The sequence below is a fragment of the Bradyrhizobium sp. Kon69 genome (assembly GCF_055807515.1).
On record NZ_JBVVOS010000007.1, the window covers coordinates 157,058 to 181,975 of the forward strand.

Genomic DNA, 24,918 nt, shown 5'->3' on the forward strand with positions numbered 1-24,918 from the left:
ATGGTGCTTAAGAATCCATCAATGTTTGTGCGGCGCCACACTAGTCATTCAAAACCGCGAAGCAAGGGCGCGACGCCGCATTTTGCGATTGCAGCAAGGGAGCGGATGGGCGAGAAGAACCCCGCTTTTCCAGCCGAAATGGACCGTAAATATGTCAGATGCAATACGGGCAGTGATCCTCGGCATCATCGAGGGTGTGACCGAGTTCCTTCCCGTGTCCTCGACCGGCCATTTGCTGCTGGCGGAGCGCTTCTTCCATCTCGGCGAAGGTGCGTTCTGGGATTCGTTTACGGTCCTGATCCAGCTCGGCGCGATCCTCGCGATCGTCGTGTTGTACTTCAAGAAATTGTGGGACGTCGCAATCGGCATGTTCACGGGCGACGCCTATGCACGCCGCTTCGTGATCGGCGTGCTGGTGGCGTTCCTGCCCGCTGTCGTCGTCGGTCTCGTCGCCGGCAAATACATCAAGAGCATGCTGTTCAATCCGTGGGTGGTGTGCTTCTCGCTGATCGTCGGCGGCGCCATCCTGCTCTGGGTCGACAAGCTCGATCTCAAGGCGCGCGAGCACGACGCCACCCGGTTTCCGCTGCTGATGTATCTCTATATCGGCATCGCGCAGTGCATCGCGATGATCCCGGGCGTGTCGCGCTCCGGTGCCAGCATCGTCGCGGCGATGTTCCTCGGGGCCGACAAGCGCGCGGCGGCGGAGTTCTCGTTCTTCCTCGCCATTCCCACCATGATCGGCGCGTTCGCCTACGATTTCTACAAGAACCGCTCCGAGATGACGATGGACCACATGGGCATCGTCGCGATCGGCTTCGTGGTGTCGTTCGTCACCGCGATCATCGTGGTGAAGACGTTCCTGGAATACGTCACCCGCCACGGTTTCGTGGTGTTCGCCTGGTGGCGCGTGATCGTCGGCACGCTCGGCCTGATCGCGCTGGCGCTGGGGCGGTAAACTTCTGAAGCAAGGCTGAGGTGCACTCCCTCGCCCCGTTCTTACGGGGAGAGGTGAAAAAAACCTACGCGCTCTTGCGCTGGAATTGCCCGGCGGCGCGGAAACGCCAGAGATATTGCGGGGCGATCGCTTCAAGCGAGTCGGGCGTGATGCCGAGGCCTTCCAGCGTCAGGCCGGCGGCCTTCGCCGCGTCCGACACGACATTGTCGCGCGCGAGCAGCGTGACCTGGTCCGGCGTCAGCTTCAGCGCGCCCGGCGCGAATTGCAGGAAGTTGGCCTTGAAGCGGGCGAGGCCAAACGGCAGCGGCATCAGCATCGGCTTGCGATCGGCGATCTCGAGAATGGCCTCGATGATCTCGCGCATGGTCAGCACTTCCGGGCCGCCGAGCTCGTAGGTGGCGCCCGCCTTGGACTTGCCATCGACGGCATCCGCGATTGCGGTAGCGACGTCGCCGACATAGACCGGCTGCATCTTGGTGTCGGCGCCGATCAGCGGCAGTACCGGCGACATCCGCGCCAGTGCCGCGAAGCGATTGGTGAACTGGTCCTCGGGGCCGAACATCACGGAGGGGCGGAAGATCGTCGCCGACGGCACCGCGGCCATGACTGCGGCTTCGCCGGCCGCCTTGGCCCTGGCATAGCGCGAGGGCGATTCCGCGTCGGCGCCGATCGCCGAGACATGGATCAGCTGTGCCCCGGCGGCGGCCGCCGCCTTGGCGATGGTCTCGGCGCCCTTGGCCTGGACGGCGTCAAAACTCTGCGCGCCGCCCTCGGCGAGGATGCCGACCAGATTGATCACGACATGCGAATCACGCAGTGCCGCCTCGATCGAGGCCGGATAGCGCACGTTGGCCTGCACGGTGTGGACCTGCCCGACCTTGCCGGACGGCTGGAGGTAGCCGGCCAGCTCCGGCCGCCGCACCGCGACCCGGACCCGGTAGTCGCGCCGGCACAGCGCGCGGACCACATTCCGGCCCAAAAACCCCGATCCGCCGAAAACCGTGACGAGCGTGTCCAGATTCGATGCCATGGGATCCATTCCTGGGGTCCATATCCTGCGGGAAGAGTGCGCCTCGTCAGGCTTGTATCGGGCCGGTTTGCGATGCGCAATCCGCATCCCGAAGCGGGGTTCAAGCATGAATTGACAACCGCGTCACCGAACCGTAGTAACCGCCTCCGTGCCTAACCGGCATGCCCAGGTGGTGGAATTGGTAGACGCGCTGGCTTCAGGTGCCAGTGGCTTAACGGCCGTGAAGGTTCGAGTCCTTTCCTGGGCACCATACGATTCTGGATCGCAAGCAAATCCAGATAGATAAGGCCTTTCAGGGCACAAAGCGGTCGGTTCCGAGCTGGCGATTCCGCTCGGTGACCGCTTCGTTTTCGTGACGCTTAACGAAGGCGCTCAGGCCGTCCGGTTCTCCCTTCGCACCACGGAGCCAAGCGAGGTCAAGACGCGTCAGGCGCTCGCGGCGGCACGCGGCTTGGAAAGAAGCGACTGTTATGGCGGCTCAGACGTTGCAAGGGATTGATGGAAAGCTGGTGCCCGGCAGGGAATGGCGAATGGAAGTTAAGGATGAGTTTCAAAACACTCTCTTCATCCTGGACGTCAGCGCCGAGAAACTTGAGTGACGAAAGCTCGTCCCAGCGGAGGATAGACGGTGAAGAGCCTCAGGAACGCGATAGAAGCGTCCGCAATGTTTCGCTCAACTGGTCTACCGAGAATGGCTTGCCGATCGCGGGCACTTCTCTGAACTCCTCCTCCAAAGGAGGTGCGCCGTAGCCCGTACTGAAGAGGAATGGGATCCTTCGATCGCGCAGGACGCGCGCTACCGGGAAAACAAACTCTCCAGCCAAGTTGACATCCAGAAGCGCTAAATCGAATGAGCCCGTGGTCGCCAACTCACGTGCCCTATCAAGATGGGCAGCAGAGGCAACAACCTTGAGGCCCAATTCCTCAAGCATGTCTTCGATCATAAGCGCAACCAACCCTTCATCCTCAACGAGGAGGACCCTGACGCCAGCTACGTCAGACATTGGCAGCTGATGTCAGCTTCATGGGAAATGCTATGCGGCAGCGCGTCCCTTCTGGATCGAAGACCAGGTCGAAATCACCGGCAAGATCATGTTCGACGCAGCGTTCCATTAGCCGCGTGCCGAAGCCTCGCCGCTTGGGTGCTACAACTGGTGGGCCACCGCGTTCGATCCATTCGCATTCTAGCGAGATCTGGGACCGATCGCCGCCGACGATACTCCAGGTTAGCGAAGCAGATCCGCTCGGCACTGACAATGAGCCGTACTTTGCCGCATTGGTCAGAAGCTCGTTGAGAACCATGGTGACGCTCAGGGCGGTACGAGCGTCCAAATTGACGTTCGGCCCACCTATGACAACCTGTCCGCCGGAGACAGGCGCGACGATATCGTGAACCAGCTGTGGGAAAGGGGCATCCTGCCAATTGCGTGTCGTGAGAAGGTCATGGGCACGGGCAAGGGCCAGCAGCCGTCCCGTGAATGTCGGCAGAAACTCTTGCAGATCTGCAGCATGGCGAGCCGTCTGGCTCGCAAGTGACTGCACCGTGGCTAGCGTGTTCTTCACACGGTGGTTCAGTTCGTCGATGAGCACCTTTTGGGCATTCTCGGCCTGTTTGCGCTCGCTGATATCGACAAGCATGTTGATGGCGCCGACCATGTTTCCTTCCGAATCGCGCAGCGGCGTCGGATAAGGAATGAACGGGACGCGTCTGCCGTCTGGGCGTTCGGCAATTGCTTCGGCACCGCGAACTGGGCGGTTTTCACGTAGCGCCACTGCCATCGGGCATTCATTGTGCGGCAGAGGCGAGCCGTCAGGCCAATATAGCTTCCAGGTTACGCACCATTCATCGCCAGGCTGGGGGGTTCTCCCCGCCATCTCGACCGCGGCCCGATTGAAGAAATTAATCCGCCCCTCAGCATCAGTGGTGTAGATCGCGGCAGGCAGAGCCTCAAGGAGATCGCGCATGCGCTGCTCGCCTTCGCGCAACCGATCTTCCAACAGTTTGGCGGTGGTGACGTCCTGGGCAACACGGACGCCGTAAAGAAAGCGTCCAGCCGAATCCCGTACCGACGAACTGAAAACATCGAGATGGCGCATGGAGCCGTCAGGCCGCAACACACGCTTGCGGGTGGTGTAGTTCCCGATATCACCACGAACTTGGCGCGCATATTGCTCGGCGTCCTCCGCCCGATCATCCGGCGCGGTGTAATCCAGGAAGGTCATTCCAAGCAATTCGTCGCGCGAATGGCCGGTGATGCGGCATATGGAATCGTTCACCCGCAAGAAGCGCCCGTTATGGTCTGTCTCGGAGATGCCGACGCTCGCAGCCTCATAAGTCGCCGCGAGACGGGCTTCACTTGCTTGTCGTGCCTCTTCAGCAGCATGCAGTTTCGATACGTCAATGGTGAAGCAGCGCGTATTAACGAACTTGCCATCCACGAAGCGGCTGTTTGAGGTAATCAGCACATGCTTAACGGAGCCATCACGCGCCCGCAGCCGCGCGGGATACCGATCGAGCGGCTGGCCGCAGGACAGGCGCTGAAGGATGTCGCCGATCACCGGAGCGTCGGCATGAAACTCGGCGATGTGGCGGCCAATGTACTCCTCGGCGCTGTACCCAAGCAGAGTCAACTCGGCTCGGTTGGCTCGAAGGACAATGCCTTCGCCGCTGACGATATGAAGGCCGACCGCGCTGTTCTCGAAGAAATCCTCCAGGTCCTGCGTTTTCTGTCGGACTTCTTCTTCGATCTGCTTGCGTTCAGTGATGTCTTGAAAGCAGTTGATGGCGCCCTGGATGCTTCCCGAGTGGTCGCGCAACGCTCGGATGTTGACTAGGGCCGTAAAGCGAGAGCCGTCCGGCCGCGCCATTATGACTTCGGCATTGCGGGTCGGCGTTCCAACACGAACTGCCGTGGCCATAGGACAGTCGCTACGGGCAAGTGGACTTCCGTCAAGAAGGTACAGTTGATGCGAACCGCAGAAGCGCTCCTTTTTGGCAGGGTTCCGGCCCCACAATTTCACCGCCTCGGTGTTGTAGGCCACCAGCAATCCCTCAGCATCGCAAAGGTAAACCGCCCCAGGAATGGCATCCAGCGCGATCTGGCCGGCCGCCACCAGAGCCGCAAACTCCGTGGGCTGGCGACGGGCCGAGAGCGGAAATTCCTCGACATTGGACATAGAAGGTTCTCTCGGGGCGAGAGGAGGCCGCCGTGGGGCCATTCTGTTCAGGAGGAAACCGGCGGACTCCCCCGCTGGCGCCGCCGAACAAGCCATAACGCATCGGAGGGCGGATAGTTCCTTGCCGAGCTGGAGTCGCGGTTCACATTGTTATTCCAGCGGTGTCTCCGGCGGGAAAAAGCGTAGTAGCGGGGGAATTCTGAAGGCGATTAGAGCAACGGGCCATTCGCCTGAAATGGCAAGATCCCTGCTGCGGTAAGGTGCGAGTTACCGATCTATCGCTGCTATGATTGCCGGCAAGAGGTTTGGAAGTGAAAGCTGGGTCGCTCCCGCCTCATGACGACGAGCCGCGATCATCCCAGGCTTGGTGTCCGCAACCGCAGCGATAAAGCCGATGGCTGCGGCCTGTTAGTGGATCAAGGAACGTCTGAAACTTCCGAGGCTGCAATCCACACTTGAGGCATTTCGGTTCCGTTGGCTGCGCTTTTATTGTCCATCAGCGTCAACTAACACTCATGGGGCAGACCGCGCTCCCGATCACTACCTACGGGGAAGCACGGAATGACGTTGTGAGCGTCCTGGATCCCTGGACACTCTCAAGGATGCGGCGGCTGCAACGGTTGGCTAGGCGGCGGAAGCCCCATCCCCTCCGCGCGCATCGCGGCCAGCTTTCGGTAAGCTGTCGCTTGGCGCTCGAGATTGGCTTTCAAATCAGGGGCGCTCTCATTGGCAGCAAGCCGCTCGAACGCGACGGCTCTTTCAAGGTAGCGCATTAAAGCATCGATCATCTGCCCGATCTCCGGCAGCGGCACACCATGGTGGCTGGATGGACTCGGCCACTCTTGACAAGAAAACACGCTGCGGCAAATTAGGTTCCGGTCTAGGAACAGGACAGGTGCCATGAGCCTATCCGAACGCGTCAAGTCGAACATGGAAGTGGTGCTAGAAGAGGTCTGCCGCGAGCTTCCCAATGGTGGCGACCACGAAATCCGAAAACGTATCGCTAAATATCTTTTGAGGGCGGCGGAGGAGGGCCAGCATACGCTGAATGATCTTCGTGCGGCCGGTCTTCGGGCGTTTGCCACCGCCAACTGGCCCAAGAGGAATGCACAGTAGCGACACGGCATCACTTGAGACGCTAATCAGTGCGATGTGGTGGGGTAGGGCGGTATGGCGTCAGTGCTTTTGGTGGAAGACGAGGCGCTGATCCGCATGATGATCGCGGACATGCTGGCGGAGCTAGGTCATACCGTCGCGGGTGAAGCTAACGATTTGCAGGGCGGGCTTATGCTTGCCTCTGCACCCGGCGTGGATGCCGCCATTCTCGACATACAGCTTGGCGACCATAGCTCTGAACCCATCGCAGAAGCGCTACGAGGCAGGGGAATTCCGTTTGCCTTCGCGAGCGGATACGGCGCGGGCGGCGTACCCAAGAGCTTCAAGGATTATCCCGTGCTTCAAAAGCCATTCCCAATGGACGAGCTTGAGCGCTGTTTAGCGACTCTGCTGCGCTAACAAAGTCCCGTCGTTTGTTCCATGACGCGAGCGAGGTCTTCCTCAGAGAACGGTTTCCTGAGCAATGGGAAGCCATCACGCCTTCGCTCTCGGCCCGATAGCTGTAGAACTTTCAGTGTCGGGCGAACCCGCGTGGCAAGTTCGGCCAGCTCATGACCGTCCATACCCGGCATGTTGATGTCCGTGATGAGGATCGAAACGTCTTCATTCTTCGCCAACGTATCGAGAGCTTCCGGGCCGCTGTGCGCACAAACGACTTTGCAGCCAAGGTCGTCGAGCATGGATGCGATCACGTCCAATACGCCCGGATCATCATCTACTACTAGAACCGTATGACTCATGGAGACTACCTCACGGAGTTAACTTATGCGAATGGGTGGGGTTCCGGCCCATGAGCCATCCGCGAAGCCGAGCTTGAGATTAACCTGGATCATCAAGTTTTCACGGCGCGGTAGCGACTCGCACTTGGGTTGGAACGGCTCAAAATACGCCTCGTTGCCGGATAAGAAGACGCATTGTCGTCCTCCCCTTGACTGACCCGGTCGGTACTGCTGGCCGGGTTTTTCTTTCGGAGAATGGGCCGTGAGCAATGCTGATGGATTCGACGGTCCCGGCGACCCACTCAGTCATGTATTTGGCGGCGTAGTTCGACCGCAGGAACTGTAAGGACCTTTACGCAGTTGAGGGAGTGGGCAGCGCCCCAAACCGGCTCGCACATGAGCCAATGGCTTTCCTCATCCGGTTTGCGCCCACCGGAGTAATCGCTCGTCGGGTCGGTTCGGATCGCGGGCGATCTGGAGGCGGCTGGCTTCAGTCGCTCAGGAGGTCTCAGTGCTCGTTGACCGCGGCGCCGAGCTTGATCAGGCTCAGCGAGCGGTTCGCGGTTTCGCGCAGGCGGCAGTAGCTCGCGTCGCCCAGGTACATGCCGGGCTCGACCTTGTCGAAGACTGCGCAGAAGCGATCACGCGAGGCGGCGAAAGTTTTCTGCGAGTCATTGACCGCCTTGATCACGTCGGCGAACCCGCCGGCCTGAACTTTCTTTAGCGCCTCATTGGTTTTCTGCGTCCAAACGGCGAGTTCGCGCGCCGCGCAGGCTTTCCATTTGGCGACATCGTCATTCGCGCCCTCTGCCGCTTTGATGCAGGGGTCGGCGACGAGTCCGACGCACGCGCCGCCGAAACCGCCGGTTTTCTCCGCGGTCTTCAGGCAGACATCGATCACCGCAAGGTCGGCTGGAGCGGTGCCCTGGGCGAAAGCCATCGATGCGAGCGGGAGGCTTGCGGCGAGCATCGCGGCGGCAAGTTTGAGCTTCATTGGAGATCTCCGTTCGGCGCATCGAAAATATGGAAAACAATACCAGCGCGAGCGCATGAAGCTCAGCGAAACGGTAGACCGGCGGGTGTGGCGGAAGGGCCGGACGGCGCGTGGGAAAGGAAAACGAGGGGGTATGCGGCTTCGGCTACGCCCTCTCCAATCGATGCCTTTGAATGCGCCTTGACCTGACTTACGAGATTTTCGACCAATAGGTGATACATGCAACTTTGGTCATCGAAGGCCCAGCGTTGGTTCACCTGAATGTGGAACAGGAGCTACGCTGACGAATAATGACGGCGGGACCGGTTAAGGCACGCACGGGTTCTGCCTCTTGGGCGTTAAAATTTTCAAGTCGGAACAGCCGCTTGGAGGCTTTCGAAGCCGGCCGTCGGGCCGATTTTCATTCCGCCAAACCCCATCGATTGCACCGTCCGAATTTACCCCACTTTAGACAAACTGGCCCTAAGTCAGCGGGCAGGCTCGCATCCGGCCGTCGGCGAGCGCGGAGCCATCGGGCTCGCTTTGGCGTGAGGGAAACGGTGGATCAGCACCAGGTCTGGCACGAGCCGGCATTCGACAAGGTTGCGAACGCGATCAGCGCGCTTTTCCTGAGATCGGGAATTTATCTGTTCCTGATCTCGTTCATTTGCCTGTTCTACGTCTTGAACGCGCCGCTTCTGCTCGGTCATTACGATCTGGGCTGGCATCTGGCGGCCGGGGATCTCATCCGGGAACGCAACGCCATCCCGCTCCACGACCCCTGGTCGTTCACCCACGGCGACAAGCCGTGGCTCAATCTGTCCTGGCTCTGGGACGCGCTTGCCAGTGCGACGCTTCAATACGCGGGCTTCGGCGGCCTCGTCCTGTCGACGGTGGCCTGTGGCGCAGCGATCGCCGGCATCCTGATTGCGATCTCTCTCGGCTACGGCGCCTCGGCGATCGCGGTTTGCGTGGCGGTCTTCCTCGCCTGCCTGCTCTATCCCGCCTACGAAGTTGCGCCGAACATGTATCTCGCGGTCGCGCCGAATACATGCACGATGTTGTTCTGCGTCGTCTTCTATCGCGAATGCCTGCGACGCACGCGATGGTTCGTGCTTCCCGTGTTGATGGCGTTTTGGGCCAATCTGCACGGCGGTTTCCTGCTCGGCTTTTTCGTGATTGGCGTCTTCTGCGGCGCCGCCTTGCTCAGAGGCGCCTGGGCCGATCTCAGGGTCCTTGCTCTCGCCGGGATCGGGTGCCTCGCTGCGACATTCGTCAATCCGCTCGGCTGGAATATCTATGCCGGCGCCGCCGCGACGATGGGGCACTTCGTCCAGGGTAATATTACCGAATGGCGGTCCTACTACGACAACATTCAAATACCCGGCAGCATTCCGGGCATCCTGTACATGCTGGCTTTCGTCGCGCTCGAGCTTCGCTACAGAAACTCCAGGCCCATCCCGCTCGAACCGAGATTGATGTCCTGGCTGTTCCTGATTCTGGGATTGTATCAGTTCAGGTACATCGCGTTCTTCTTCATCTTCTCCACCGCGCCGATGGCGCTTCACCTCAGCCGCTTGCTGCCTCGGCGTCTCACCGCCGTTGACGTGCGCGGAGCGTTGCTGGCCGCCGGCATCGTCGGTCTCGGCACCCTGCCGCTGGCTTACTTGCGCGTTGCGCCGGCGCTCGCACTCCCGACGATGCTGTCGAGCGAAGATGCCGGCTATCTGCAAAAGCATCTCACCGATGCGCGGGTCCTGAACCATTGGAATGTCGGCGGCTACCTGATTTTCGCAACGCACGGCACCGTTCGCCCGTTCGTCGATGGCCGCGCCGCGACCGCCTATCCGGACGATCTGCTGCGCGATTATTTCAAGCTGGTGAGCTGGGAAATCGACGAAGCCGCATGGGACATGGTGCTCGACAAATACCGGATCGACGCCGTGCTGTGGGTCAAGGCGCACGAACAGCTGCGGCAGTTCCTGGTGGAGCGGCGAGGCTGGCGCGAGCAATACACCGGCGCTTACGTGACCGTTTACGTCAGGCCCCAATCCAGTTTGGCTGGCGAAGCCAAAAAACAATGACGACCAGCGCCGCAGCTCTGCCCGCCATGGCGCCCGCCGTCAAAGCCGAAAGCTTCGCGACGCGGTACGGCGCCTTGTGCGCATTGCTGCTGCTGGCTGCGGCAGTCCGGCTGCCGCTCGCCTTCTGGCCGAACATCGTTCACGTCGACGAGCTGTATCAATATCTGGAGCCGGCCTGGCGCCTGCTTGGCCATCAGGGGGTCGTCACCTGGGAATGGCGTGACGGCATCCGGAGCTGGTTTCTGCCGACCTTGTTCGCAGGGCCGGTCGCTCTCGGCGACTGGCTTGCGCCGGGCGGGTGGGGCGCCTTCGTCGTGCCTCGCCTGGTGGTCGGGCTCGCCTCGTTGTCGATCGTCGTGACGGCCTGGCATTTCGGCGAACGCATCTCCAGGTCGCATGCCGTCGTTGCGGCGTTTGCCGCCGCGGTCTGGTTCGAGCTGGTCTATTACGCGCCCCACACGCTGAGCGAACCGCTGGCGACGGCCGTGATCCTGCCGGCGGCCTATCTGCTGACGGGCGAACTGGCGCGAAACCGGCTCTTCACCGCGGGCGCATTGCTTGCTCTCGCCTGCGTCTGGCGCTTTCAATATGTGCCGGCTTGCGCGGTGTTTGCGTTGGCGGCGTGCTGGCGCGACCTGCGAAACGCGATCGCCCTGGTCGCGGGCGGATGCGTGGTCCTGGTGCTGTCCGGCGCCCTCGACCTGGCCCACGGCTCAGCGCCGTTTGCGTGGCTCGTCCGGAATATTCAGCAAAACCTCCTGCATGACCGCGCATCGGAATTCGGTGACGCGCCGGCGGCCGCTTACATTCTCCAGGCTTCAATTCTGTGGTCGGGAGCGACGCTGCTGATGCTGCTGGCGCTCTGGCGCGGCTGGCGACATGCCCCCCTGCTGATCGTCGCGGCCGTCGTCAACGTCGCGTTTCACAGCGTGATCGTGCACAAGGAATACCGTTTCATTTTCCTGTCGATCGCCCTGCTGATCATCGCGGCGGCACTTGGCTCCGGCGATTGGGTCCAGATGATGCGCCGGCAAAACCCGTGGCGCTCACTTGCCGTCATATGTGGCGGCTGGCTGCTGCTCTCGCTCGGTCTGTCGGGCGCAACGCTGATCATGCGTGACAACTGGATGCGCGGCATCGGCGTGGCCCAGCTGATGGCGGAGCTCGAGGTCGATCCTGAAGTCTGCGGTCTGGCTCTGTACGGGATCAACTATCCCTTTGTGCCCGGACGCGGGCAGCTCGCGGCCCGCCGGCCGATCTATTCCTTTTATCGGGACGACCCGCTGGCCAAGGGACGACTTCCGGCTGTGGTGAAGACGCATCAGGGCGGGTTCAACCGCATCATAGGCCCGGCGAGCCTGGCCAGCGAATTACCGACGGATTTTTCGCCACGAAGTTGCGCGACGATGAGCGATGACAAGCCGGCCTGCGTCTTCGCGCGGCGCGGCGCTTGCGATGCGCCGGCCAGCCCGTTCGGCGTCAACGACGTGCTCGTGCGCCTGAACTACTAGCCGCGCCAGATGCTTGCGCCGGCGGCTGCCAGCGGATACATCGCGGCCGGCCCTCGCCAGCGTCTGTCCCGGGGATTAGCCTGCAAAAGCGCACCGATTCGATTGAGGTTTGAAACGCCATGACCGTACGCCTGCACCGCGGCGACCTGCCCGATCTGTCCCGCTACACCGGAGCGGTCGCGATCGACACCGAAACCATGGGCCTGAACCCGCACCGCGACCGGCTCTGCGTGGTGCAGCTCTCGCCCGGCGACGGCAGCGCGGACGTGGTGCAGATCCCCAAAGGTCATACCGACGCGCCGAACCTGAAGGCGCTGCTGTCCAATCCCGCGAACACGAAAATCTTCCACTTTGCGCGGTTCGACGTCGCGGTGCTGTATCAGACGTTTGGTGTCATGACCGGGCCGATCTACTGCACCAAGATCGCCTCCCGCCTGATCCGCACCTATACCGACCGCCATGGCCTCAAGGACCTCGTGCGCGAGGTGCTCAATGTCGACCTCTCCAAGCAGCAGCAATCGAGCGATTGGGGTTCCGACAGCCTGACCGAGCCGCAGCTCGCCTATGCCGCCTCCGACGTGCTGCATCTGCACGGCTTGCGCGAGCGGCTCGATGCCATGCTGGCGCGGGAAGGCCGCACCGCGCTGGCCAAAGCCTGTTTCGACTTCCTGCCGACCCGCGCCTTGCTCGATCTCCAGGGCTGGGCCGAACAGGACATTTTCGCGCATTCCTAGCGTTTCGAGTAGCGGCCGGGTGGGGCGATCGCCCCGTTTCAGACACTTTCGTGACGGCCTGTCGCTGGCTGCATATTTTGGCGTTGCCGGCTACAATGGGGCGCCCGCCAGCCGGACAAGGCGGGCGACACCTCAGGAGCCCAGGTGAATTCGGCCCATAATGTCACCTACGACGCCGCGCTTGCGGCGAAGTTCGCCAGCGCGGCGCGCCACAGCCGCCTGGTGCGGATTCTGCGCGTCGCGGTGCCGGCGACAGTGGCTGCGGCGATGGGTCTGCTCGTCCTCATCTCGACCATCTTCAACCCGTTCCAGATCCCCGTGAAGCTCGACTCCGGAAATCTCGTGGTCACAGGCACCAAGATCACGATGGAATCGCCGCATATGTCTGGCTTCACCCCGGATCAGCGGCCCTATGAGCTCTGGGCCAAGACCGCGACCCAGGACATCACCGATCCCGATCATGTCGATCTCCATGATCTGCGCGCGAAAGTGCTGATGGAAGACCAATCGACCCTCTTTCTCGATGCCCGCACCGGAAGGTTCGACAACAAGCAACAGCAGCTCGATCTGCACAAGGACATCTTCCTGCGCACCTCGACCGGCTACGAGGCGCGGCTGAACTCGGCCTTCGTCGACATGGGCAAGGGCACCGTCTCCTCGGATGAGCATGTCGACGTCAAGCTGACCAACGGAACGCTGACCGCCGATCGGCTGCGGATCACGGAAGGCGGCGACGTCATCCGCTTCGAAGGCAATGTGGTGATGCACCTCGACAAGCTGGACGATCCCGCCGCCAGCGCGCCTGCGCCGGCCGAACCCGCTCCGGCGGCGAAGACACGTACGCCCCAGAACAAGTCCGCCAATTCAAAGTGATTTTCATGATCAGGTTTTTCCCGCGCAACGACGACAAGCGGCGCGTCATCCCTGGTGCAGCCGCGCTCGCCGTCGGCATCGCACTGGTCGCAACGGGTGTGGCAAGCGCGCAGAGCACGATGCAAGGCGTACCCAACGCGATGCAGGGTTTCTCGCAGAACCGCGATCAGCCGATCCAGATCGAAGCCGCCTCGCTCGAGATGCGCGACAAGAAAAAGGAAGCGACCTTCTCCGGCAATGTGAAGGTCATCCAGGGCGACACCACCATGACCTCGAAGACGCTGGTGGTGTTTTACGATTCGGGCGGCGACAAGCCGGCCACGCCACAGCCTGCGGCAAAGGCGGCAAAGGGGGCGCCGATGCAGTCGGCGACGCCGGGCCCGGGCGGCAACTCCTCGATCAAGCGGCTGGAGGCCCGCGGCAATGTCGTCGTCACCCAGAAGGACCAGGTGGTGACGGGCGAGACCGCCGTGTTCGACACCCGCACCAACCTCATCACCATGCTTGGCGGCGTCGTCTTGACGCAGTGCAAGAACGTGCTGCGCGGCGACCGGCTGGCGGTCGATATGACCACGGGCGTGTCGCGTGTGGAATCCGACAGCGGCCGGGTGCAGGCGCTGCTGCCGCAGGGCGGCGGCAATGATTGCGGATCCGGAGGCGCGGGCAAGCCCGGCGCGGGACCTCTGCAATTGCCTGGTGCAACCAAGCCCAAATGAGCTGAAGCCAGTCAAAGTAAATTTGAAGAATGATTTCAGATGGTTGGGCCGATCCCTCCCGATCCGAGGTTGAAGCTTGCCCGCCGAGACTGTATCTAGCGCGAAGGGCTTTCGAAGCGCGGTTCGCCGCTTTTCGGGCGTGTTTCACTGGGCATGAGACATCCCTTCATTCATGCTGCGTCGGCGAATCCTGAGGCCGGCGCGGCAGATCGCGCGAAAACCGCGCAGGATCGTCGCGAAAGGCTAGAAGGCGGGGATGGTCGATCTCTTCAGCATGTTCCGTCGGCGCCCCGCCAAACGCGGCCGGCCAGGATTTGCGCGCCAGGACATCACCGCGCTCGGTGACAGCGTCGGCGGTCTCGTGGCCAGCCCGGTCAGGGACGCGCCGCCGATCGCCCGTAACCAGCCGATGCATGCGCCCGATCAATTCCAAGGGGATTTCCAAGGCGACTATCAGGCCGAGCCGCCCCGGGCCCAGGCGGTTCACCCCGTGCGGGCTGCCAGCAGGCCAAATGGTTCCGGCGGGCCGCAGCTCTTGAAGAGGCCGGGCTTCCTGGCTGTGCATAGCGTGGAAAAGAGTTTTGGCAGCCGCCAGGTCGTGCGCGGCGTCAGCATCTATGTGCGCCGCGGCGAAGCGGTCGGCCTGCTCGGCCCGAACGGCGCCGGCAAGACCACCGTGTTCTACATGATCACCGGCCTGATCAAGGCCGATCGCGGCGCGATCGAGCTCGACGGCCACGACGTCACCAAGCTGCCGATGTATCAGCGCGCGCGGCTCGGCATCGGCTATCTGCCGCAGGAAGCCTCGATCTTCCGCGGCCTTACCGTCGAGCAGAACATCCGCGCCGTGCTCGAAGTGGTCGAGCCCTCGCGCAAGAAGCGCGAGCAGCAGCTCGACTCGCTGCTCGACGAATTCAACATCACGCGCCTGCGGAAATCGCCGTCGATCGCGCTGTCCGGCGGTGAGCGCCGCCGCGTCGAAATCGCGCGTGCGCTGGCGACGCGTCCGAACTACATGCTGCTCGACGAGCCCTTTGCCGGCATCGATCCGATCGCGGTCGGCGACATCCAGGACCTCGTTCGCCATCTCACCAACCGCGGCATCGGCGTGCTGATCACCGACCACAATGTGCGCGAGACGCTCGGCCTTACCGATCGCGCCTACATCGTCTATGCCGGTGAGATCCTGACCGAGGGGAGCCCGGACGAGATCGTGGCCGATCCGGACGTGCGCCGCCTTTACCTTGGCGAGGAATTCCGCCTCTAGCCCGTTTTTCCAATTCGTCAAGACGTGTACATCGGGCTTGGACTAGGATAAGCAAAAATCGGACCAACTTTTTGGGATCGGTTCTTGCTTCATGGCGCTTTCGCAGAGATTAGAGTTCCGGCAATCGCAGTCGCTGGTCATGACGCCGCAGTTGATGCAGGCGATCAAGCTGCTGCAATTGTCCAATCTCGATCTCACGACCTTCGTGGAAGAGGAACTCGAGCGTAACCCCCTGCTGGAGCGGGCCAATGACGAGCCGCCTGCGGGCGAGGGCCCGGCCGAGACCGGCCAGTTCAACGACAGCGATGGCGGCCACAACGACGAGCCGGGCGGCGGCCCGGGCGAAGCCTTCGAGCCCGGCCAGGAAGAGTGGATGAGCAAGGATCTCGGCACCCGCGCCGAGATCGAGCAGACCATGGACACCGGGCTGGACAACGTCTTCTCCGAGGAACCGGCCGAGGCGGCCGCGCGCAACGCCCAGGATGCGGCGCCGACCACGTATACCGAATGGGGCGGCGGCGCCTCCGGTGACGAGGACTACAATCTCGAAGCCTTCGTCGCCGCGGAGATGACGCTCGGCGACCATCTCGCCGAGCAGCTCTCGGTTGCCTTCACCGGCGCCGCGCAGCGCATGATCGGCCAGTATTTGATCGACCTCGTCGACGAGGCCGGCTATTTGCCGGGCGATCTCGGCCAGGCCGCCGAACGGCTCGGCGCATCGCAGCAGGACGTCGAGAACGTTCTTGCCGTGCTGCAAAAATTCGATCCGCCCGGCGTCTGCGCGCGCAATCTGAGCGAATGCCTGGCGATCCAGCTCCGCGAGCTCGACCGCTACGATCCCGCGATGCAGGCCCTGGTCGAGCATCTCGATCTCCTCGCCAAGCGCGACGTCGCGGCCTTGCGCAAGCTCTGCGGCGTCGACGACGAGGACATCGCCGACATGATCGGCGAGATCCGCCGGCTCAATCCCAAGCCCGGCATGAAGTTCGGCACGGCCCGACTCCAGACCATGGTGCCCGATGTCTATGTCCGCCCGGGTCCCGACGGCGGCTGGCATGTCGAGCTCAACAGCGACACCTTGCCGCGCGTGCTGGTCAACCAGACCTACTATTCGCAGCTCTCGAAGAAGATCGGCAAGGACGGCGACAAATCCTATTTCACCGACGCGCTTCAGAACGCGACGTGGCTGGTGCGCGCGCTCGACCAGCGCGCCCGCACCATCCTGAAAGTCGCAACCGAGATCGTGCGCCAGCAAGACGGCTTCTTCACCCATGGCGTCGCGCATCTGCGGCCGCTGAATCTAAAGGCCGTCGCCGACGCCATCCAGATGCATGAATCCACGGTGTCGCGCGTCACCGCCAACAAATACATGGCGACCAATCGCGGCACGTTCGAGCTGAAATATTTCTTCACGGCCTCGATCGCCTCGGCCGATGGCGGCGAGGCGCATTCGGCGGAAGCCGTGCGTCACCACATCAAGCTGCTGATCGATGCGGAGGCGCCGTCCGCGATCCTGTCCGACGACACCATCGTGGAACGCTTGCGCGGCTCGGGCATTGATATCGCCCGCCGCACGGTCGCGAAGTACCGCGAAGCCATGCGCATTCCTTCCTCGGTGCAACGCCGTCGCGACAAGCAGAGCGCTCTTGGTAACGTCCTCTCCACCGCCATGGCCGATCGCTCCCGCAATCCCGAACCGGCCTGATTGCGCCGGCGCCAAATCGCGCTACTCTCGATCTGCTATCGGGCCCGAATCCAGGCCAGGCACGGACCAAGCGAGGTTCACATGACTCTCCGCATCTCGGGAAAGAGCGTCAATGTCGGCGAGGCCCTGCGCGGCCGCGTCACCGACCGGACTGAAGAGGTCTTGCGCAAATATTTCGACGGCAATTATTCCGGCCACATCACGCTGAGCAAGGACGGCTTCGGCTTCCGCACCGACTGCGCGCTGCATCTCGATTCGGGAATCACGCTCGAGGCCGATTCGAACGCACCGGATGCCTATGCCAGTGCCGACCAGGCCCTGGTGATGATCGAGAAGCGGCTCAAGCGCTACAAGAGCCGGCTCAAGGACCGCTCCGCCCGCAAGGCCCATGTCGCCTCCGCGGCGCTGGCCGCCATGGATGCCACCAGCTACGTGCTGGAGGCCCCGGGCGAAGGTGAGGACGAGGACGAAATCACCGGCTACAGCCCCGTCATCATCGCCGAGGCCACCACCTCGCTGAAGCCGCTGTCCGTCAGCGAAGCGGTCATGGAACTCGACCTCAGCGGGGCGCCCTGCCTGGTGTTTCAGCACGGCTCCTCGGGCCGGGTGAACATCATTTACCGCCGGGCGGACGGCAATGTCGGCTGGATCGACCCCCCGGGGGTCAAGGCGGACGGCAAGGCCTGAGGCCGCTGGGCGACACCCTGCGGCCTCGCGCCGGGGGCCTCTTTCCGCCTTAACAATGACCGGGGCAAAGCTGCACGCGGGAGTTGGCACCGGGATTGCGTTGGAGTAGAAGCCCCCCACATCAGGGGCGAGCTAAGTCCGCCTCCTGCTTCAACTTCTTGACGTCGGCCCGCCCAGGTTCTTTGTCCAGGCTGGCCAATTCGGAACCTGACGTTTTCATTCACCTCGGAAGACTTCCATGCCGATTACCGATCTGGTCGCGCCCGAGGCGATTCTCCCGGCATTGAAGGTCAACAGCAAGAAGCAGGCGCTTCAGGAACTCGCGGCCAAGGCCGCCGAGCTGACCGGGCAGAACGAGCGTTCCGTGTTCGAGGTGCTCCTGCAGCGTGAAAAGCTCGGCACCACCGCGGTCGGCTACGGCGTCGCCATTCCCCACGGCAAGCTGCCCAAGCTGGAAAAGATCTTCGGCCTGTTCGCCCGTCTCGATCGTCCGATCGATTTCGAATCGATGGACGGCCAGCCGGTCGATCTCGTCTTCCTGCTGCTCGCCCCCGAAGGCGCCGGCGCCGATCATTTGAAGGCACTGGCCCGCATCGCCCGTCTCCTCCGCGACCAGGACATCGCCAAGAAGCTCCGCGCTTCGCGCGACGCCCAGGCGATCTATTCGGTGCTCGCGCTGCCGCCGGCGACTGCGGCGTAGTAGGCTATAGCCACTCGTTCGTATGTGGCTCTATTTCATCGACCAGCTTTGCCGACGCTTTCCAGGGGAAAGTTTGGAGCCGCTGTGACTGGGGCATGTCTCACAGACTTCGCAAGGGGGCTGGTGCTTGATTGAATTCCTCGTACTCGTTGGCATGCTCGGATGGTTGGCCGGCGTGGTTTGGCAGTTGCGGCTTGCGAGTACCAAGGGAAAAGTTTGGAGCCGCAATGGCTATGTAACGCGTACAAGCAACGAGACAGTTTTCGGGGCCTGCGTGTGTTTCTACTGGGTCGCGCTTGGGTGGGGAACCATGATGCTGTTTTGCATGGTGATATCGATTATCAGGCAAATCTAGAATGCATCGCGCCTCTGATTGAGCGTGGCTCGTCGCCTTTCGGCTGATAGCCAGCAGTGAAGGCACTGGCGCGCATCGCCCGTCTCCTCCGCGACCAGGACATCGCCAAGAAGCTCCGCGCCTCGCGCGATGCGCAAGCGATCTATTCGGTGCTCGCGCTGCCGCCAGCGACCGCGGCGTAACCCTTCTCCCTCGAACCGACACAGCGCCGTCTGCGACATATTGTGCAGCCGGGCGCTGCGAGAGATCGTCTCCGGCACGGTTTTCGGCGCGGGGATTTTGCAAGATGATGTGCGGTTCGATCGGGCGGGTTTTCGGTCTGCTTTGCTCCATCACCATTGTCGCCACCGCTGTCGCCCGCGCCGACGAGGCGTCCAACGACCGCGTCATCGCGGAGAAGACCGAGATCATTGCAGCCGATGCAACCAATGCGGTCGCTTACGAGCTGCGCGGCGAAGCCTACTACATCAAGCACGACTGGAATCGCGCCTTCGAGGATTGCAGCGCCGCGATCCGGATCGATCCGAATTTCGGGCGGGGCTATAATTGCCGCGGTCGCGCCTATTCGGCGAAGGGCGATGGCGATCACGCCATGATCGACTACAACGAGGCCATTCGCCTCGATCCAGCTTATGGGCCGTCCTACACCTCGCGCGCCGAAGAGTATTTCAGCAGGGGCGATTTCGATCGCGCGATCGCCGGCTTCACCGAGGCCATCGAACGCAGCCCCAAGCAGGCTTACCGTGCGCTCGTCATGCGAGGGGAGGCGTATGCAGCGAAGGGCGACACCGATCACGCCGTCGCCGATTACAGCGAGGCGATGCAGCGCAATCCGGCCGCCGCCTGGCCCTACGAGTTGCGAAGCACCATTCGCTCCCACAAGGGCGAGATCGATGCAGCTCTGGACGATTGCGACAGCGCCGTCCGCCTGGAACCCGGAAATGCCGGCGGCCACTACTGCCGGGCCATGGTGTTCCTGAAGAAGGACGATGCCGACAGCACCATCCGGGAACTGGATGACGTGACGAGGATGAGACCGTCTTTCGCAAGGGCCTATCTCGTTCGCGGCGTCGTCCTGCACGGAAAGGGCGACGACAAACGCGCCCTTGCCGATTTCGACGAAGTAATCCGATTACAGCCGGGGAATTGGGAGGCCTACAACAGTCGCGCCGGTCTGTTTCGGGACATCGGACAGCACGATCGCGCGCTCGCCGACTACAACGAGGCGATCCGGCTCGATCCGAACAGCCAGCTCGCCTTGGTCAATCGTGCCCTCCTCTACATGATGATGTCCGACCCAAAACATGCGCGCGCGGGCTTCAACAGCGTGCTCGCGCTGCCACTGAGCGACAAATGGGCCGTGGACACGGCGCGCGAAGGACTTGGCTTTGTGAAGTGACCGCGGAGCCGGGGCCGCCATCTTCCGTGGGGCTTGGGACGATCTGCTTTGCTACAAACTCGATATCGCTTCGAGGGTCACGGGTGGCCGCATGAGCGTCTCGTCGCCGTGGCAGTAGAATTTGTGCGTCCACGGATCAAACACCGGCACGCGCGCTTCGACGAATTCGTCGATATCACGTGTTACAACAATCAGATCCTGTAGCGCGGCGATAGCCGCGATGAACAAGTCAGGCTGCCCGAACGTATGGTGGCGCTTGCGGCCCTCGACGACCATCGTTTTCCACCGCACGATGACATCTTCGGTGATGGGAAGAACCCGCCCCGCAAACAGCGGTCGCAGCGTGTTGTCTAACCACGATCGAAGGTCTGCGCGTCTGGTGGGATCGGACAGTTGTTCGATGCCGTAGACGATTTCGGCGAAGGTGACCTCGGTGACATAGAGATCATCGCCGTTTTGGCTGGCGACAAAATCGGCAACGTCAGGATTGGGTTTGGGCCGGCGTAGTTCCGAAACCACATTGGTATCGAGCAGCCATCCTCTCAAAGCTCGACGTCCCGAACTTTGGATTTGATCGTCAGGCGTTCAAATTCCACATCGCCCAACGGCGATTTGGCAAGGACCGAAACGATGTCGCGGCCGCTCACGGGACGTTGGAGGCGATCGAATTCCTCTGCCGCGATAATAACCGCGGCGTCCTTCCCGTGCAGCGTAACGCGCTGCGGTCCGGTGCGTTGGGCCTCCCTGACGATCTGGCTGAGGTGAGTCTTCGCATCCTGAAGGCTCCATCGCCCGGATTGGGGGCGCTTCTTCGGCGAGGGACGCTTTGTCGACATGCTGTGCCTTCTGGTCGGATCAACCAGAATTTAGAGTATCCGAATTCGGCCGTCAAAGCAAAACGGGCACGCCTTCCTGCGAAGGCATGCCCGCTTGAAACTCTATTCGTGCGACGCGCGCGTGCTCAGTGCACGCTCACCGCTTGCAGCTCGTTGCTCCAGGCGTTGGCGATCGCGGCTTCGCGGCTGTCGGTCAGCATGATCGGCGTGCCGTCGGCGGCGTGGAGCGCGAAGAGCTTGAGGCCCGGCGCGATCTTCGGCGCTTCGGGAAACAGGCCCGGCACATCCTCGGAGCGGATCTGCTTCACATAGGCGATATGGCCTTCGCCGAGGGTTGCCAGCGTCTCTGGCGAGACGTTCTTGGCTTCGTATTCGAACGCAACGTGACCTTCACTCATGGTCTCGACTCCTTCACAGAAACTAAGCGGTCGAGTCCGCTACTCGTTCCATTATTCGTGCTCATTGATAGCGATTGTCTTAACGATCCTCTCCGGTTCCGGCCGGGCTAGATCGATCGCCAGCAATCCGTTCTTCAGATCCGCACCCAGCACCAGCATCCCCTCCGCCAGCACGAAAGTGCGCTGGAAGTGGCGCGCGGCGATGCCGCGATGGATGTATTGCCGGGTCTTGTCGTCCTGCTGCCGTCCGCGAATGACGAGCTGGTTTTCCTCAATGGTTACATCGAGTTGGTCGCGGGTGAATCCGGCGACCGCCAGCGTGATTCGCAACCGCTCGGGCTGGCCCTCCGACCGGTCGCACCTCTCGATATTGTAGGGAGGGTAACCGTCGGCACCTTTGACGACCCGATCGAGCACGCGCTCGATCTCGTCGAAGCCCAAAAGGAACGGACTGGAAAGCGTGGGAACACGAGACATAGTTTACAAAGTCCTCTCGAAGCGACTTTGGTGCATCAGGGCCCGTACAGGCACCCCTTGATCAGCAATATGGGCATATCCGCGTGTGGGTTCAAGGACGTAGCCGGGGGCTGTGGATGGGCCATTTCCGCTTACGTGCACCGTTGCTTCCGCATCGTCATGGCCGGGCTTGTCCCGGCCATCCACGACCTTTACTCGCGCGTGAAGAACGTGGATGCCCGGGACAAGCCCGGGCATGACGACGAGTTAGCCGGCCGAATTCTCTCAACGAAAACAAACCCCCTTCTACTGTGCATGGGGTTGTTTTCGCGTTTTTTAATCGAGAGCCCTTCGGAACCGGTCAGGCCTCGATCCGCGTCCGGCCGTCGCCGCTGAACAGATGCAGCTTTTGCCGCACCGCTGCGACGCGGATGCTCGCGCCAATCGGCGGCGCCTCTGAGCCGGGGATGCGGACGATGACCTCGCCGGGCGGCAGTTCGCCGGGATTGGCGGCGATGCGCTGCTCGTCCTGAGCCCGCGTGCCGTAGACGAAGGTTTCGGCGCCGACGCGCTCGATCGCTTCCACGGTGAGCGGCAATACGACGCCGTCGGCGGGGGTCTGGTCGGTGATGACGAAATCTTCCGGGCGAATGCCGAGGATTCCGGCGTCAGCCGCGCCGCCGCCGGCGAGCTGCGACCGGATCTCCTCGGGCCGCGTCGACATCAGGTTCATCGGTGGCGCCCCGATGAAGGAGGCGACGAAGGTTGTCGCCGGCTTCTCGTAGATCGCGAGCGGATTGCCGACCTGCTCGACCTGGCCGCCATTCATCACCACGAGAATGTCGGCGAGCGTCATCGCCTCCAGCTGGTCGTGGGTGACGTAGATCGACGTGGTGTTGAGCCGGCGCTGCAATTTGCGGATCTCGACCCGCATCGCGATGCGGAGTTTCGCGTCGAGGTTGGACAGCGGCTCGTCGAACAGAAACACTTTCGGCTGGCGCACGATGGCGCGGCCCATGGCGACGCGCTGGCGCTGGCCGCCGGAGAGCTGGCGCGGCTTGCGCTCCAGCATCGACGTGAGCTCGAGCACGCGCGCGGCTTCATCGACGCGGGTCTTGACCTCGGCCTCCTTCATGCCGCGGTTGCGCAGGCCGTAGGCCATGTTGTTGAAGACGCTCATATGCGGATAGAGCGCGTAGTTCTGGAACACCATCGCGATGTCGCGGTCGGCGGGCTCGATCTGGTTGACGATGCGGCCGCCGATGTCGATCTCGCCGCCGGTGACGGTTTCGAGCCCTGCGACCATGCGCAGCAATGTCGACTTGCCGCAGCCGGAGGGACCGACCAGCACGCAGAACTGGCCGTCGCCGACATCGACGTTGACGCCCTTGATGGCCTCGAAGCCGCCGGGATAGGTCTTGCGGACGTTGCGCAGGGTGACGTTAGCCATGGGATCTACTTTTCCGTCTCCACGAGTCCGCGCACGAACAATTTCTGCATCACGACGACGACGAAAACCGGCGGCAGCATCGCCAGCACGGCGGTCGCCATCACGATCGGCCATTCGGTCAGCGCGTCGGTGGTGGTGATCATCTTGCGGATGCCGACCTGGATGGTCTGCATGTCGTCGCGGGTGGTGATCAGCAGCGGCCAGAGATATTGATTCCAGCCGAGGATGAAGAGGATCACGAACAGCGCCGCCATGTTGGTGCGCGACAGCGGCAGCAGCGTATCCCAGAAGAAGCGCAGCGGACCGGCGCCGTCGATGCGCGAGGCCTCCAGCAGCTCGTCCGGCACCGTCATGAAGAACTGGCGGAACAGCAGCGTCGCCGTGGCCGAGGCGATCAGCGGCAGTGACAGGCCCGCATAGCTGTCGAGCATGTGCAGATCGGCGACGATCTTGTAGGTCGGATAGATGCGGACCTCGACCGGCAGCATCAGGGTGATGAAGATGATCCAGAAGATCGGCATCCGGAACGGAAAGCGGAAGTACACGATCGCATAGGCCGAGATGATCGAGATCGCGATCTTGCCGACCGCGATCAGCAGCGCCATCACCAGCGAGTTCAGCATCATGTTGCCGACGGGCTCGCGGGTCGAGCCGCTCGTGCCGACGAAAATGGTCTGGTAGTAGACCTCGAAGAAATGACCGCCCGGCAACAGCGACATCTGCCCGTTGGCGATCAGCGCGTTGTCCTGGGTCGAGGCGACGAACGCGACGTAGACCGGGAAGGCGACGATCGCGATCCCGATCCACAAAATGGCGTGGGCGACGTAGCGCCGGAAGCCCTCTTCCTCGACCATCAGTAGGTCACCTTGCGTTCGACGAAGCGGAACTGGATTCCGGTGAGCACGATGACCATGACCATCAGGATCACCGACTGCGCCGCCGAGCTGCCGAGATTGCCGCCGAGCAGGCCGTCGGAATAGACCTTGTAGACCAGCGTGACCGTGGACGTTCCGGGACCGCCGCGGGTCATCGTGTCGATGATGCCGAAGGTGTCGAAGAAGGCGTAGACGATGTTGACCACCAGCAGGAAGAAGATGGTCGGCGACAGCAGCGGGAAGGTCACGGTCCAGAACCGCCGCATCGGACGGGCGCCGTCGATCGCGGCGGCCTCGAACACGCTCTTCGGGATCGCCTGCAGGCCGGCGAGGAAGAACAGGAAATTGTAGGAGATCTGCTTCCACGCGGCGGCGAGGATGATCAGCGCCGCGGCCTGGTCGCCGTCGAGCAGCGGATTCCAGTCGATGCCCATGTTGCGCAGATAGCGCGAGAGCACGCCGAGCGAGGGATGCAGCATGAAAATCCAGAGCACGCCGACCACGGGCGGCGCCACCGCATAGGGCCAGATCAGGAGCGTGCGGTAGAGCATCGAGCCACGCAGCGGCTTGTCCGCCATCACGGCGAGCAGCAGCGCAAAGGACAGCGACGAGACGGCGATGGCGAACGAGAACAAGAACGTTCGGACGATCGCCTCGAAATAGGCCGCGTCCTTGAACAGCTCGATGTAATTCTCGAACCAGACAAAGGTGGTCGACAGCCCAAACGCATCCTGGAGCAGGAAGGACTGGATCACCGCCTGCAGCGCCGGCCAATAGAAGAAAATCAGGACGATCGCGAGCTGCGGCGCAACCAGCGCGTACGGTAACAGTCTTGACTGGAAAATGGCTTGCTTTTGCATGATGGGCGACGCCGGCAGGCCGTGCGGCCTGCCGGCGTC

Annotated in this window: 27 protein-coding genes, 1 tRNA gene and 1 pseudogene; 16 read left to right on the top strand and 13 right to left on the bottom strand. The window is 62.3% G+C overall.

The features are described from left to right. Positions 1-151 precede the first annotated feature (151 nt). Positions 152-958 (top strand): undecaprenyl-diphosphate phosphatase, encoded by an 807-nt coding sequence (locus AC0L3U_RS12010; protein ID WP_027566187.1) that lies wholly within the window; start codon positions 152-154, stop codon positions 956-958. A gap of 64 nt (positions 959-1,022) precedes the next feature. On the opposite strand, the gene AC0L3U_RS12015 is transcribed toward AC0L3U_RS12010, so the two are convergent. After that, entirely contained in the window at positions 1,023-1,988 is a 966-nt protein-coding gene (locus tag AC0L3U_RS12015; RefSeq protein ID WP_473361888.1) for a complex I NDUFA9 subunit family protein, read from the bottom strand. 163 nt (positions 1,989-2,151) lie between these two features. Here AC0L3U_RS12015 and AC0L3U_RS12020 point away from each other — a divergent pair. Both AC0L3U_RS12020 and AC0L3U_RS12025 read left to right on the top strand, forming a co-directional pair. Beyond that, positions 2,152-2,238: transfer RNA gene (locus tag AC0L3U_RS12020), tRNA-Leu, on the top strand. 220 nt (positions 2,239-2,458) lie between these two features. Beyond that, positions 2,459-2,587 carry a hypothetical protein gene (locus tag AC0L3U_RS12025; protein WP_473361889.1) on the top strand — a complete coding sequence of 43 codons (129 nt, stop codon included), beginning with the start codon at positions 2,459-2,461 and terminating at the stop codon, positions 2,585-2,587. Positions 2,588-2,626: 39 nt separating this feature from the next. Here AC0L3U_RS12025 and AC0L3U_RS12030 read toward each other — a convergent pair whose 3' ends face one another. From AC0L3U_RS12030 to AC0L3U_RS12040, 3 genes are all read right to left on the bottom strand, one after another. Further along, complete coding sequence (locus tag AC0L3U_RS12030; protein ID WP_473288261.1) at positions 2,627-2,992, bottom strand: response regulator; 366 nt, start codon at positions 2,990-2,992, stop codon at positions 2,627-2,629. Then, complete coding sequence (locus AC0L3U_RS12035) at positions 2,985-5,165, bottom strand: PAS domain-containing sensor histidine kinase (RefSeq protein WP_473361890.1); 2,181 nt, start codon at positions 5,163-5,165, stop codon at positions 2,985-2,987. The genes AC0L3U_RS12030 and AC0L3U_RS12035 overlap by 8 nt, the downstream gene beginning before the upstream one ends. Positions 5,166-5,761: 596 nt before the next feature. Beyond that, positions 5,762-6,067: a hypothetical protein gene (locus tag AC0L3U_RS12040; protein ID WP_473361891.1), complete on the bottom strand. Its 306-nt coding sequence runs from the start codon at positions 6,065-6,067 to the stop codon at positions 5,762-5,764. Between AC0L3U_RS12040 and AC0L3U_RS12045 the strand changes: the two genes are divergently transcribed. Continuing rightward, positions 6,066-6,281, top strand: coding sequence for a hypothetical protein (locus AC0L3U_RS12045; RefSeq protein WP_473361892.1), 216 nt, complete (start codon positions 6,066-6,068; stop codon positions 6,279-6,281). The genes AC0L3U_RS12040 and AC0L3U_RS12045 overlap by 2 nt on opposite strands. A 54-nt stretch (positions 6,282-6,335) precedes the next feature. Then, positions 6,336-6,680, top strand: coding sequence for a response regulator (locus AC0L3U_RS12050; protein ID WP_473288265.1), 345 nt, complete (start codon positions 6,336-6,338; stop codon positions 6,678-6,680). Here AC0L3U_RS12050 and AC0L3U_RS12055 read toward each other — a convergent pair. Together AC0L3U_RS12055 and AC0L3U_RS12060 are read right to left on the bottom strand one after the other, a co-directional pair. Further along, positions 6,677-7,021 (bottom strand): response regulator, encoded by a 345-nt coding sequence (locus AC0L3U_RS12055; protein WP_473288266.1) that lies wholly within the window; start codon positions 7,019-7,021, stop codon positions 6,677-6,679. The two genes, AC0L3U_RS12050 and AC0L3U_RS12055, sit on opposite strands and share 4 nt — an antisense overlap. A gap of 487 nt (positions 7,022-7,508) precedes the next feature. Continuing rightward, positions 7,509-7,994: a lysozyme inhibitor LprI family protein gene (locus AC0L3U_RS12060; RefSeq protein ID WP_473361893.1), complete on the bottom strand. Its 486-nt coding sequence runs from the start codon at positions 7,992-7,994 to the stop codon at positions 7,509-7,511. Positions 7,995-8,533: 539 nt separating this feature from the next. On the opposite strand from AC0L3U_RS12060, the gene AC0L3U_RS12065 reads away from it, so the two are divergent. The 11 genes and pseudogenes from AC0L3U_RS12065 (at position 8,534) to AC0L3U_RS12115 (ending at position 20,004) form a co-directional block, all read left to right on the top strand. After that, on the top strand, positions 8,534-10,057 hold the full coding sequence (locus AC0L3U_RS12065; protein ID WP_473361894.1) for a hypothetical protein: 1,524 nt from the start codon (positions 8,534-8,536) through the stop codon (positions 10,055-10,057). Further along, positions 10,054-11,568 (top strand): glycosyltransferase family protein, encoded by a 1,515-nt coding sequence (locus tag AC0L3U_RS12070; RefSeq protein ID WP_473361895.1) that lies wholly within the window; start codon positions 10,054-10,056, stop codon positions 11,566-11,568. The genes AC0L3U_RS12065 and AC0L3U_RS12070 overlap by 4 nt, the downstream gene beginning before the upstream one ends. 119 nt (positions 11,569-11,687) lie before the next feature. Beyond that, positions 11,688-12,302 carry a ribonuclease D gene (locus tag AC0L3U_RS12075; RefSeq protein WP_473361896.1) on the top strand — a complete coding sequence of 205 codons (615 nt, stop codon included), beginning with the start codon at positions 11,688-11,690 and terminating at the stop codon, positions 12,300-12,302. A 144-nt stretch (positions 12,303-12,446) separates the two neighbouring features. Beyond that, positions 12,447-13,175, top strand: coding sequence for an LPS export ABC transporter periplasmic protein LptC (gene lptC, locus AC0L3U_RS12080; protein WP_473361897.1), 729 nt, complete (start codon positions 12,447-12,449; stop codon positions 13,173-13,175). Between the two features lie 5 nt (positions 13,176-13,180). Next, entirely contained in the window at positions 13,181-13,891 is a 711-nt protein-coding gene (locus AC0L3U_RS12085; RefSeq protein WP_473361898.1) for an LptA/OstA family protein, read from the top strand. 256 nt (positions 13,892-14,147) lie between these two features. Next, positions 14,148-15,158 carry an LPS export ABC transporter ATP-binding protein gene (gene lptB, locus AC0L3U_RS12090; protein WP_473361899.1) on the top strand — a complete coding sequence of 337 codons (1,011 nt, stop codon included), beginning with the start codon at positions 14,148-14,150 and terminating at the stop codon, positions 15,156-15,158. 91 nt (positions 15,159-15,249) lie between these two features. After that, positions 15,250-16,863, top strand: a complete 1,614-nt coding sequence (rpoN, locus tag AC0L3U_RS12095) for an RNA polymerase factor sigma-54 (protein ID WP_473361900.1) — start codon at positions 15,250-15,252, stop codon at positions 16,861-16,863. Between the two features lie 81 nt (positions 16,864-16,944). Beyond that, entirely contained in the window at positions 16,945-17,550 is a 606-nt protein-coding gene (gene hpf / locus AC0L3U_RS12100; protein WP_473288273.1) for a ribosome hibernation-promoting factor, HPF/YfiA family, read from the top strand. A 238-nt stretch (positions 17,551-17,788) separates the two neighbouring features. After that, positions 17,789-18,250, top strand: a complete 462-nt coding sequence (gene ptsN, locus AC0L3U_RS12105; RefSeq protein WP_027514736.1) for a PTS IIA-like nitrogen regulatory protein PtsN — start codon at positions 17,789-17,791, stop codon at positions 18,248-18,250. A 411-nt stretch (positions 18,251-18,661) separates the two neighbouring features. Beyond that, positions 18,662-18,787: pseudogene (locus AC0L3U_RS12110) on the top strand (transcriptional regulator); the annotation flags it as partial. A gap of 104 nt (positions 18,788-18,891) precedes the next feature. Continuing rightward, the gene (locus AC0L3U_RS12115) at positions 18,892-20,004 is read left to right on the top strand and encodes a tetratricopeptide repeat protein (protein ID WP_473361901.1); all 1,113 of its coding nucleotides are present in this window, start codon (positions 18,892-18,894) and stop codon (positions 20,002-20,004) included. Between the two features lie 51 nt (positions 20,005-20,055). On the opposite strand, the gene AC0L3U_RS12120 is transcribed toward AC0L3U_RS12115, so the two are convergent. The 7 genes from AC0L3U_RS12120 to ugpA form a co-directional block, all read right to left on the bottom strand. After that, positions 20,056-20,550, bottom strand: coding sequence for a PIN domain-containing protein (locus AC0L3U_RS12120; RefSeq protein ID WP_473361902.1), 495 nt, complete (start codon positions 20,548-20,550; stop codon positions 20,056-20,058). Next, the gene (locus AC0L3U_RS12125) at positions 20,547-20,840 is read right to left on the bottom strand and encodes a type II toxin-antitoxin system Phd/YefM family antitoxin (protein ID WP_473361903.1); all 294 of its coding nucleotides are present in this window, start codon (positions 20,838-20,840) and stop codon (positions 20,547-20,549) included. The genes AC0L3U_RS12120 and AC0L3U_RS12125 overlap by 4 nt, the downstream gene beginning before the upstream one ends. Before the next feature lie 125 nt (positions 20,841-20,965). After that, positions 20,966-21,238, bottom strand: a complete 273-nt coding sequence (locus tag AC0L3U_RS12130) for a BQ00720 family protein (protein WP_007598581.1) — start codon at positions 21,236-21,238, stop codon at positions 20,966-20,968. A 51-nt stretch (positions 21,239-21,289) separates the two neighbouring features. Next, positions 21,290-21,715: an Hsp20 family protein gene (locus AC0L3U_RS12135; protein ID WP_007598583.1), complete on the bottom strand. Its 426-nt coding sequence runs from the start codon at positions 21,713-21,715 to the stop codon at positions 21,290-21,292. A 340-nt stretch (positions 21,716-22,055) separates the two neighbouring features. After that, a complete protein-coding gene (locus tag AC0L3U_RS12140; RefSeq protein WP_473361904.1) occupies positions 22,056-23,144 on the bottom strand; it encodes a sn-glycerol-3-phosphate import ATP-binding protein UgpC in 1,089 nt (362 codons plus the stop codon). 5 nt (positions 23,145-23,149) lie between these two features. Next, the gene (ugpE, locus tag AC0L3U_RS12145; protein ID WP_473361905.1) at positions 23,150-23,998 is read right to left on the bottom strand and encodes a sn-glycerol-3-phosphate ABC transporter permease UgpE; all 849 of its coding nucleotides are present in this window, start codon (positions 23,996-23,998) and stop codon (positions 23,150-23,152) included. After that, complete coding sequence (ugpA, locus tag AC0L3U_RS12150) at positions 23,998-24,879, bottom strand: sn-glycerol-3-phosphate ABC transporter permease UgpA (RefSeq protein ID WP_007603953.1); 882 nt, start codon at positions 24,877-24,879, stop codon at positions 23,998-24,000. The genes ugpE and ugpA overlap by 1 nt, the downstream gene beginning before the upstream one ends. Positions 24,880-24,918 lie beyond the last annotated feature (39 nt).

Excerpts from the sequence above, each read along its gene's own strand:
- AC0L3U_RS12035 (WP_473361890.1), bottom strand. The coding sequence starts at position 5,165 with ATGTCCAATGTCGAGGAATTTCCGCTCTCGGCCCGTCGCCAGCCCACG.
- AC0L3U_RS12030 (WP_473288261.1), bottom strand. The coding sequence starts at position 2,992 with ATGTCTGACGTAGCTGGCGTCAGGGTCCTCCTCGTTGAGGATGAAGGG.
- AC0L3U_RS12135 (WP_007598583.1), bottom strand. The coding sequence starts at position 21,715 with ATGTCTCGTGTTCCCACGCTTTCCAGTCCGTTCCTTTTGGGCTTCGAC.
- ugpA (WP_007603953.1), bottom strand. The coding sequence starts at position 24,879 with ATGCAAAAGCAAGCCATTTTCCAGTCAAGACTGTTACCGTACGCGCTG.
- AC0L3U_RS12140 (WP_473361904.1), bottom strand. The coding sequence starts at position 23,144 with ATGGCTAACGTCACCCTGCGCAACGTCCGCAAGACCTATCCCGGCGGC.
- AC0L3U_RS12085 (WP_473361898.1), top strand. The coding sequence starts at position 13,181 with ATGATCAGGTTTTTCCCGCGCAACGACGACAAGCGGCGCGTCATCCCT.
- AC0L3U_RS12075 (WP_473361896.1), top strand. The coding sequence starts at position 11,688 with ATGACCGTACGCCTGCACCGCGGCGACCTGCCCGATCTGTCCCGCTAC.
- AC0L3U_RS12060 (WP_473361893.1), bottom strand. The coding sequence starts at position 7,994 with ATGAAGCTCAAACTTGCCGCCGCGATGCTCGCCGCAAGCCTCCCGCTC.
- AC0L3U_RS12025 (WP_473361889.1), top strand. The coding sequence starts at position 2,459 with ATGGCGGCTCAGACGTTGCAAGGGATTGATGGAAAGCTGGTGCCCGGC.
- ugpE (WP_473361905.1), bottom strand. The coding sequence starts at position 23,998 with ATGGTCGAGGAAGAGGGCTTCCGGCGCTACGTCGCCCACGCCATTTTG.
- AC0L3U_RS12010 (WP_027566187.1), top strand. The coding sequence starts at position 152 with ATGTCAGATGCAATACGGGCAGTGATCCTCGGCATCATCGAGGGTGTG.
- lptB (WP_473361899.1), top strand. The coding sequence starts at position 14,148 with ATGGTCGATCTCTTCAGCATGTTCCGTCGGCGCCCCGCCAAACGCGGC.
- AC0L3U_RS12130 (WP_007598581.1), bottom strand. The coding sequence starts at position 21,238 with ATGAGTGAAGGTCACGTTGCGTTCGAATACGAAGCCAAGAACGTCTCG.
- ptsN (WP_027514736.1), top strand. The coding sequence starts at position 17,789 with ATGCCGATTACCGATCTGGTCGCGCCCGAGGCGATTCTCCCGGCATTG.
- AC0L3U_RS12070 (WP_473361895.1), top strand. The coding sequence starts at position 10,054 with ATGACGACCAGCGCCGCAGCTCTGCCCGCCATGGCGCCCGCCGTCAAA.
- AC0L3U_RS12055 (WP_473288266.1), bottom strand. The coding sequence starts at position 7,021 with ATGAGTCATACGGTTCTAGTAGTAGATGATGATCCGGGCGTATTGGAC.
- AC0L3U_RS12050 (WP_473288265.1), top strand. The coding sequence starts at position 6,336 with ATGGCGTCAGTGCTTTTGGTGGAAGACGAGGCGCTGATCCGCATGATG.
- AC0L3U_RS12115 (WP_473361901.1), top strand. The coding sequence starts at position 18,892 with ATGATGTGCGGTTCGATCGGGCGGGTTTTCGGTCTGCTTTGCTCCATC.
- AC0L3U_RS12040 (WP_473361891.1), bottom strand. The coding sequence starts at position 6,067 with ATGGCACCTGTCCTGTTCCTAGACCGGAACCTAATTTGCCGCAGCGTG.
- hpf (WP_473288273.1), top strand. The coding sequence starts at position 16,945 with ATGACTCTCCGCATCTCGGGAAAGAGCGTCAATGTCGGCGAGGCCCTG.
- rpoN (WP_473361900.1), top strand. The coding sequence starts at position 15,250 with ATGGCGCTTTCGCAGAGATTAGAGTTCCGGCAATCGCAGTCGCTGGTC.
- AC0L3U_RS12045 (WP_473361892.1), top strand. The coding sequence starts at position 6,066 with ATGAGCCTATCCGAACGCGTCAAGTCGAACATGGAAGTGGTGCTAGAA.
- AC0L3U_RS12125 (WP_473361903.1), bottom strand. The coding sequence starts at position 20,840 with ATGTCGACAAAGCGTCCCTCGCCGAAGAAGCGCCCCCAATCCGGGCGA.
- AC0L3U_RS12015 (WP_473361888.1), bottom strand. The coding sequence starts at position 1,988 with ATGGCATCGAATCTGGACACGCTCGTCACGGTTTTCGGCGGATCGGGG.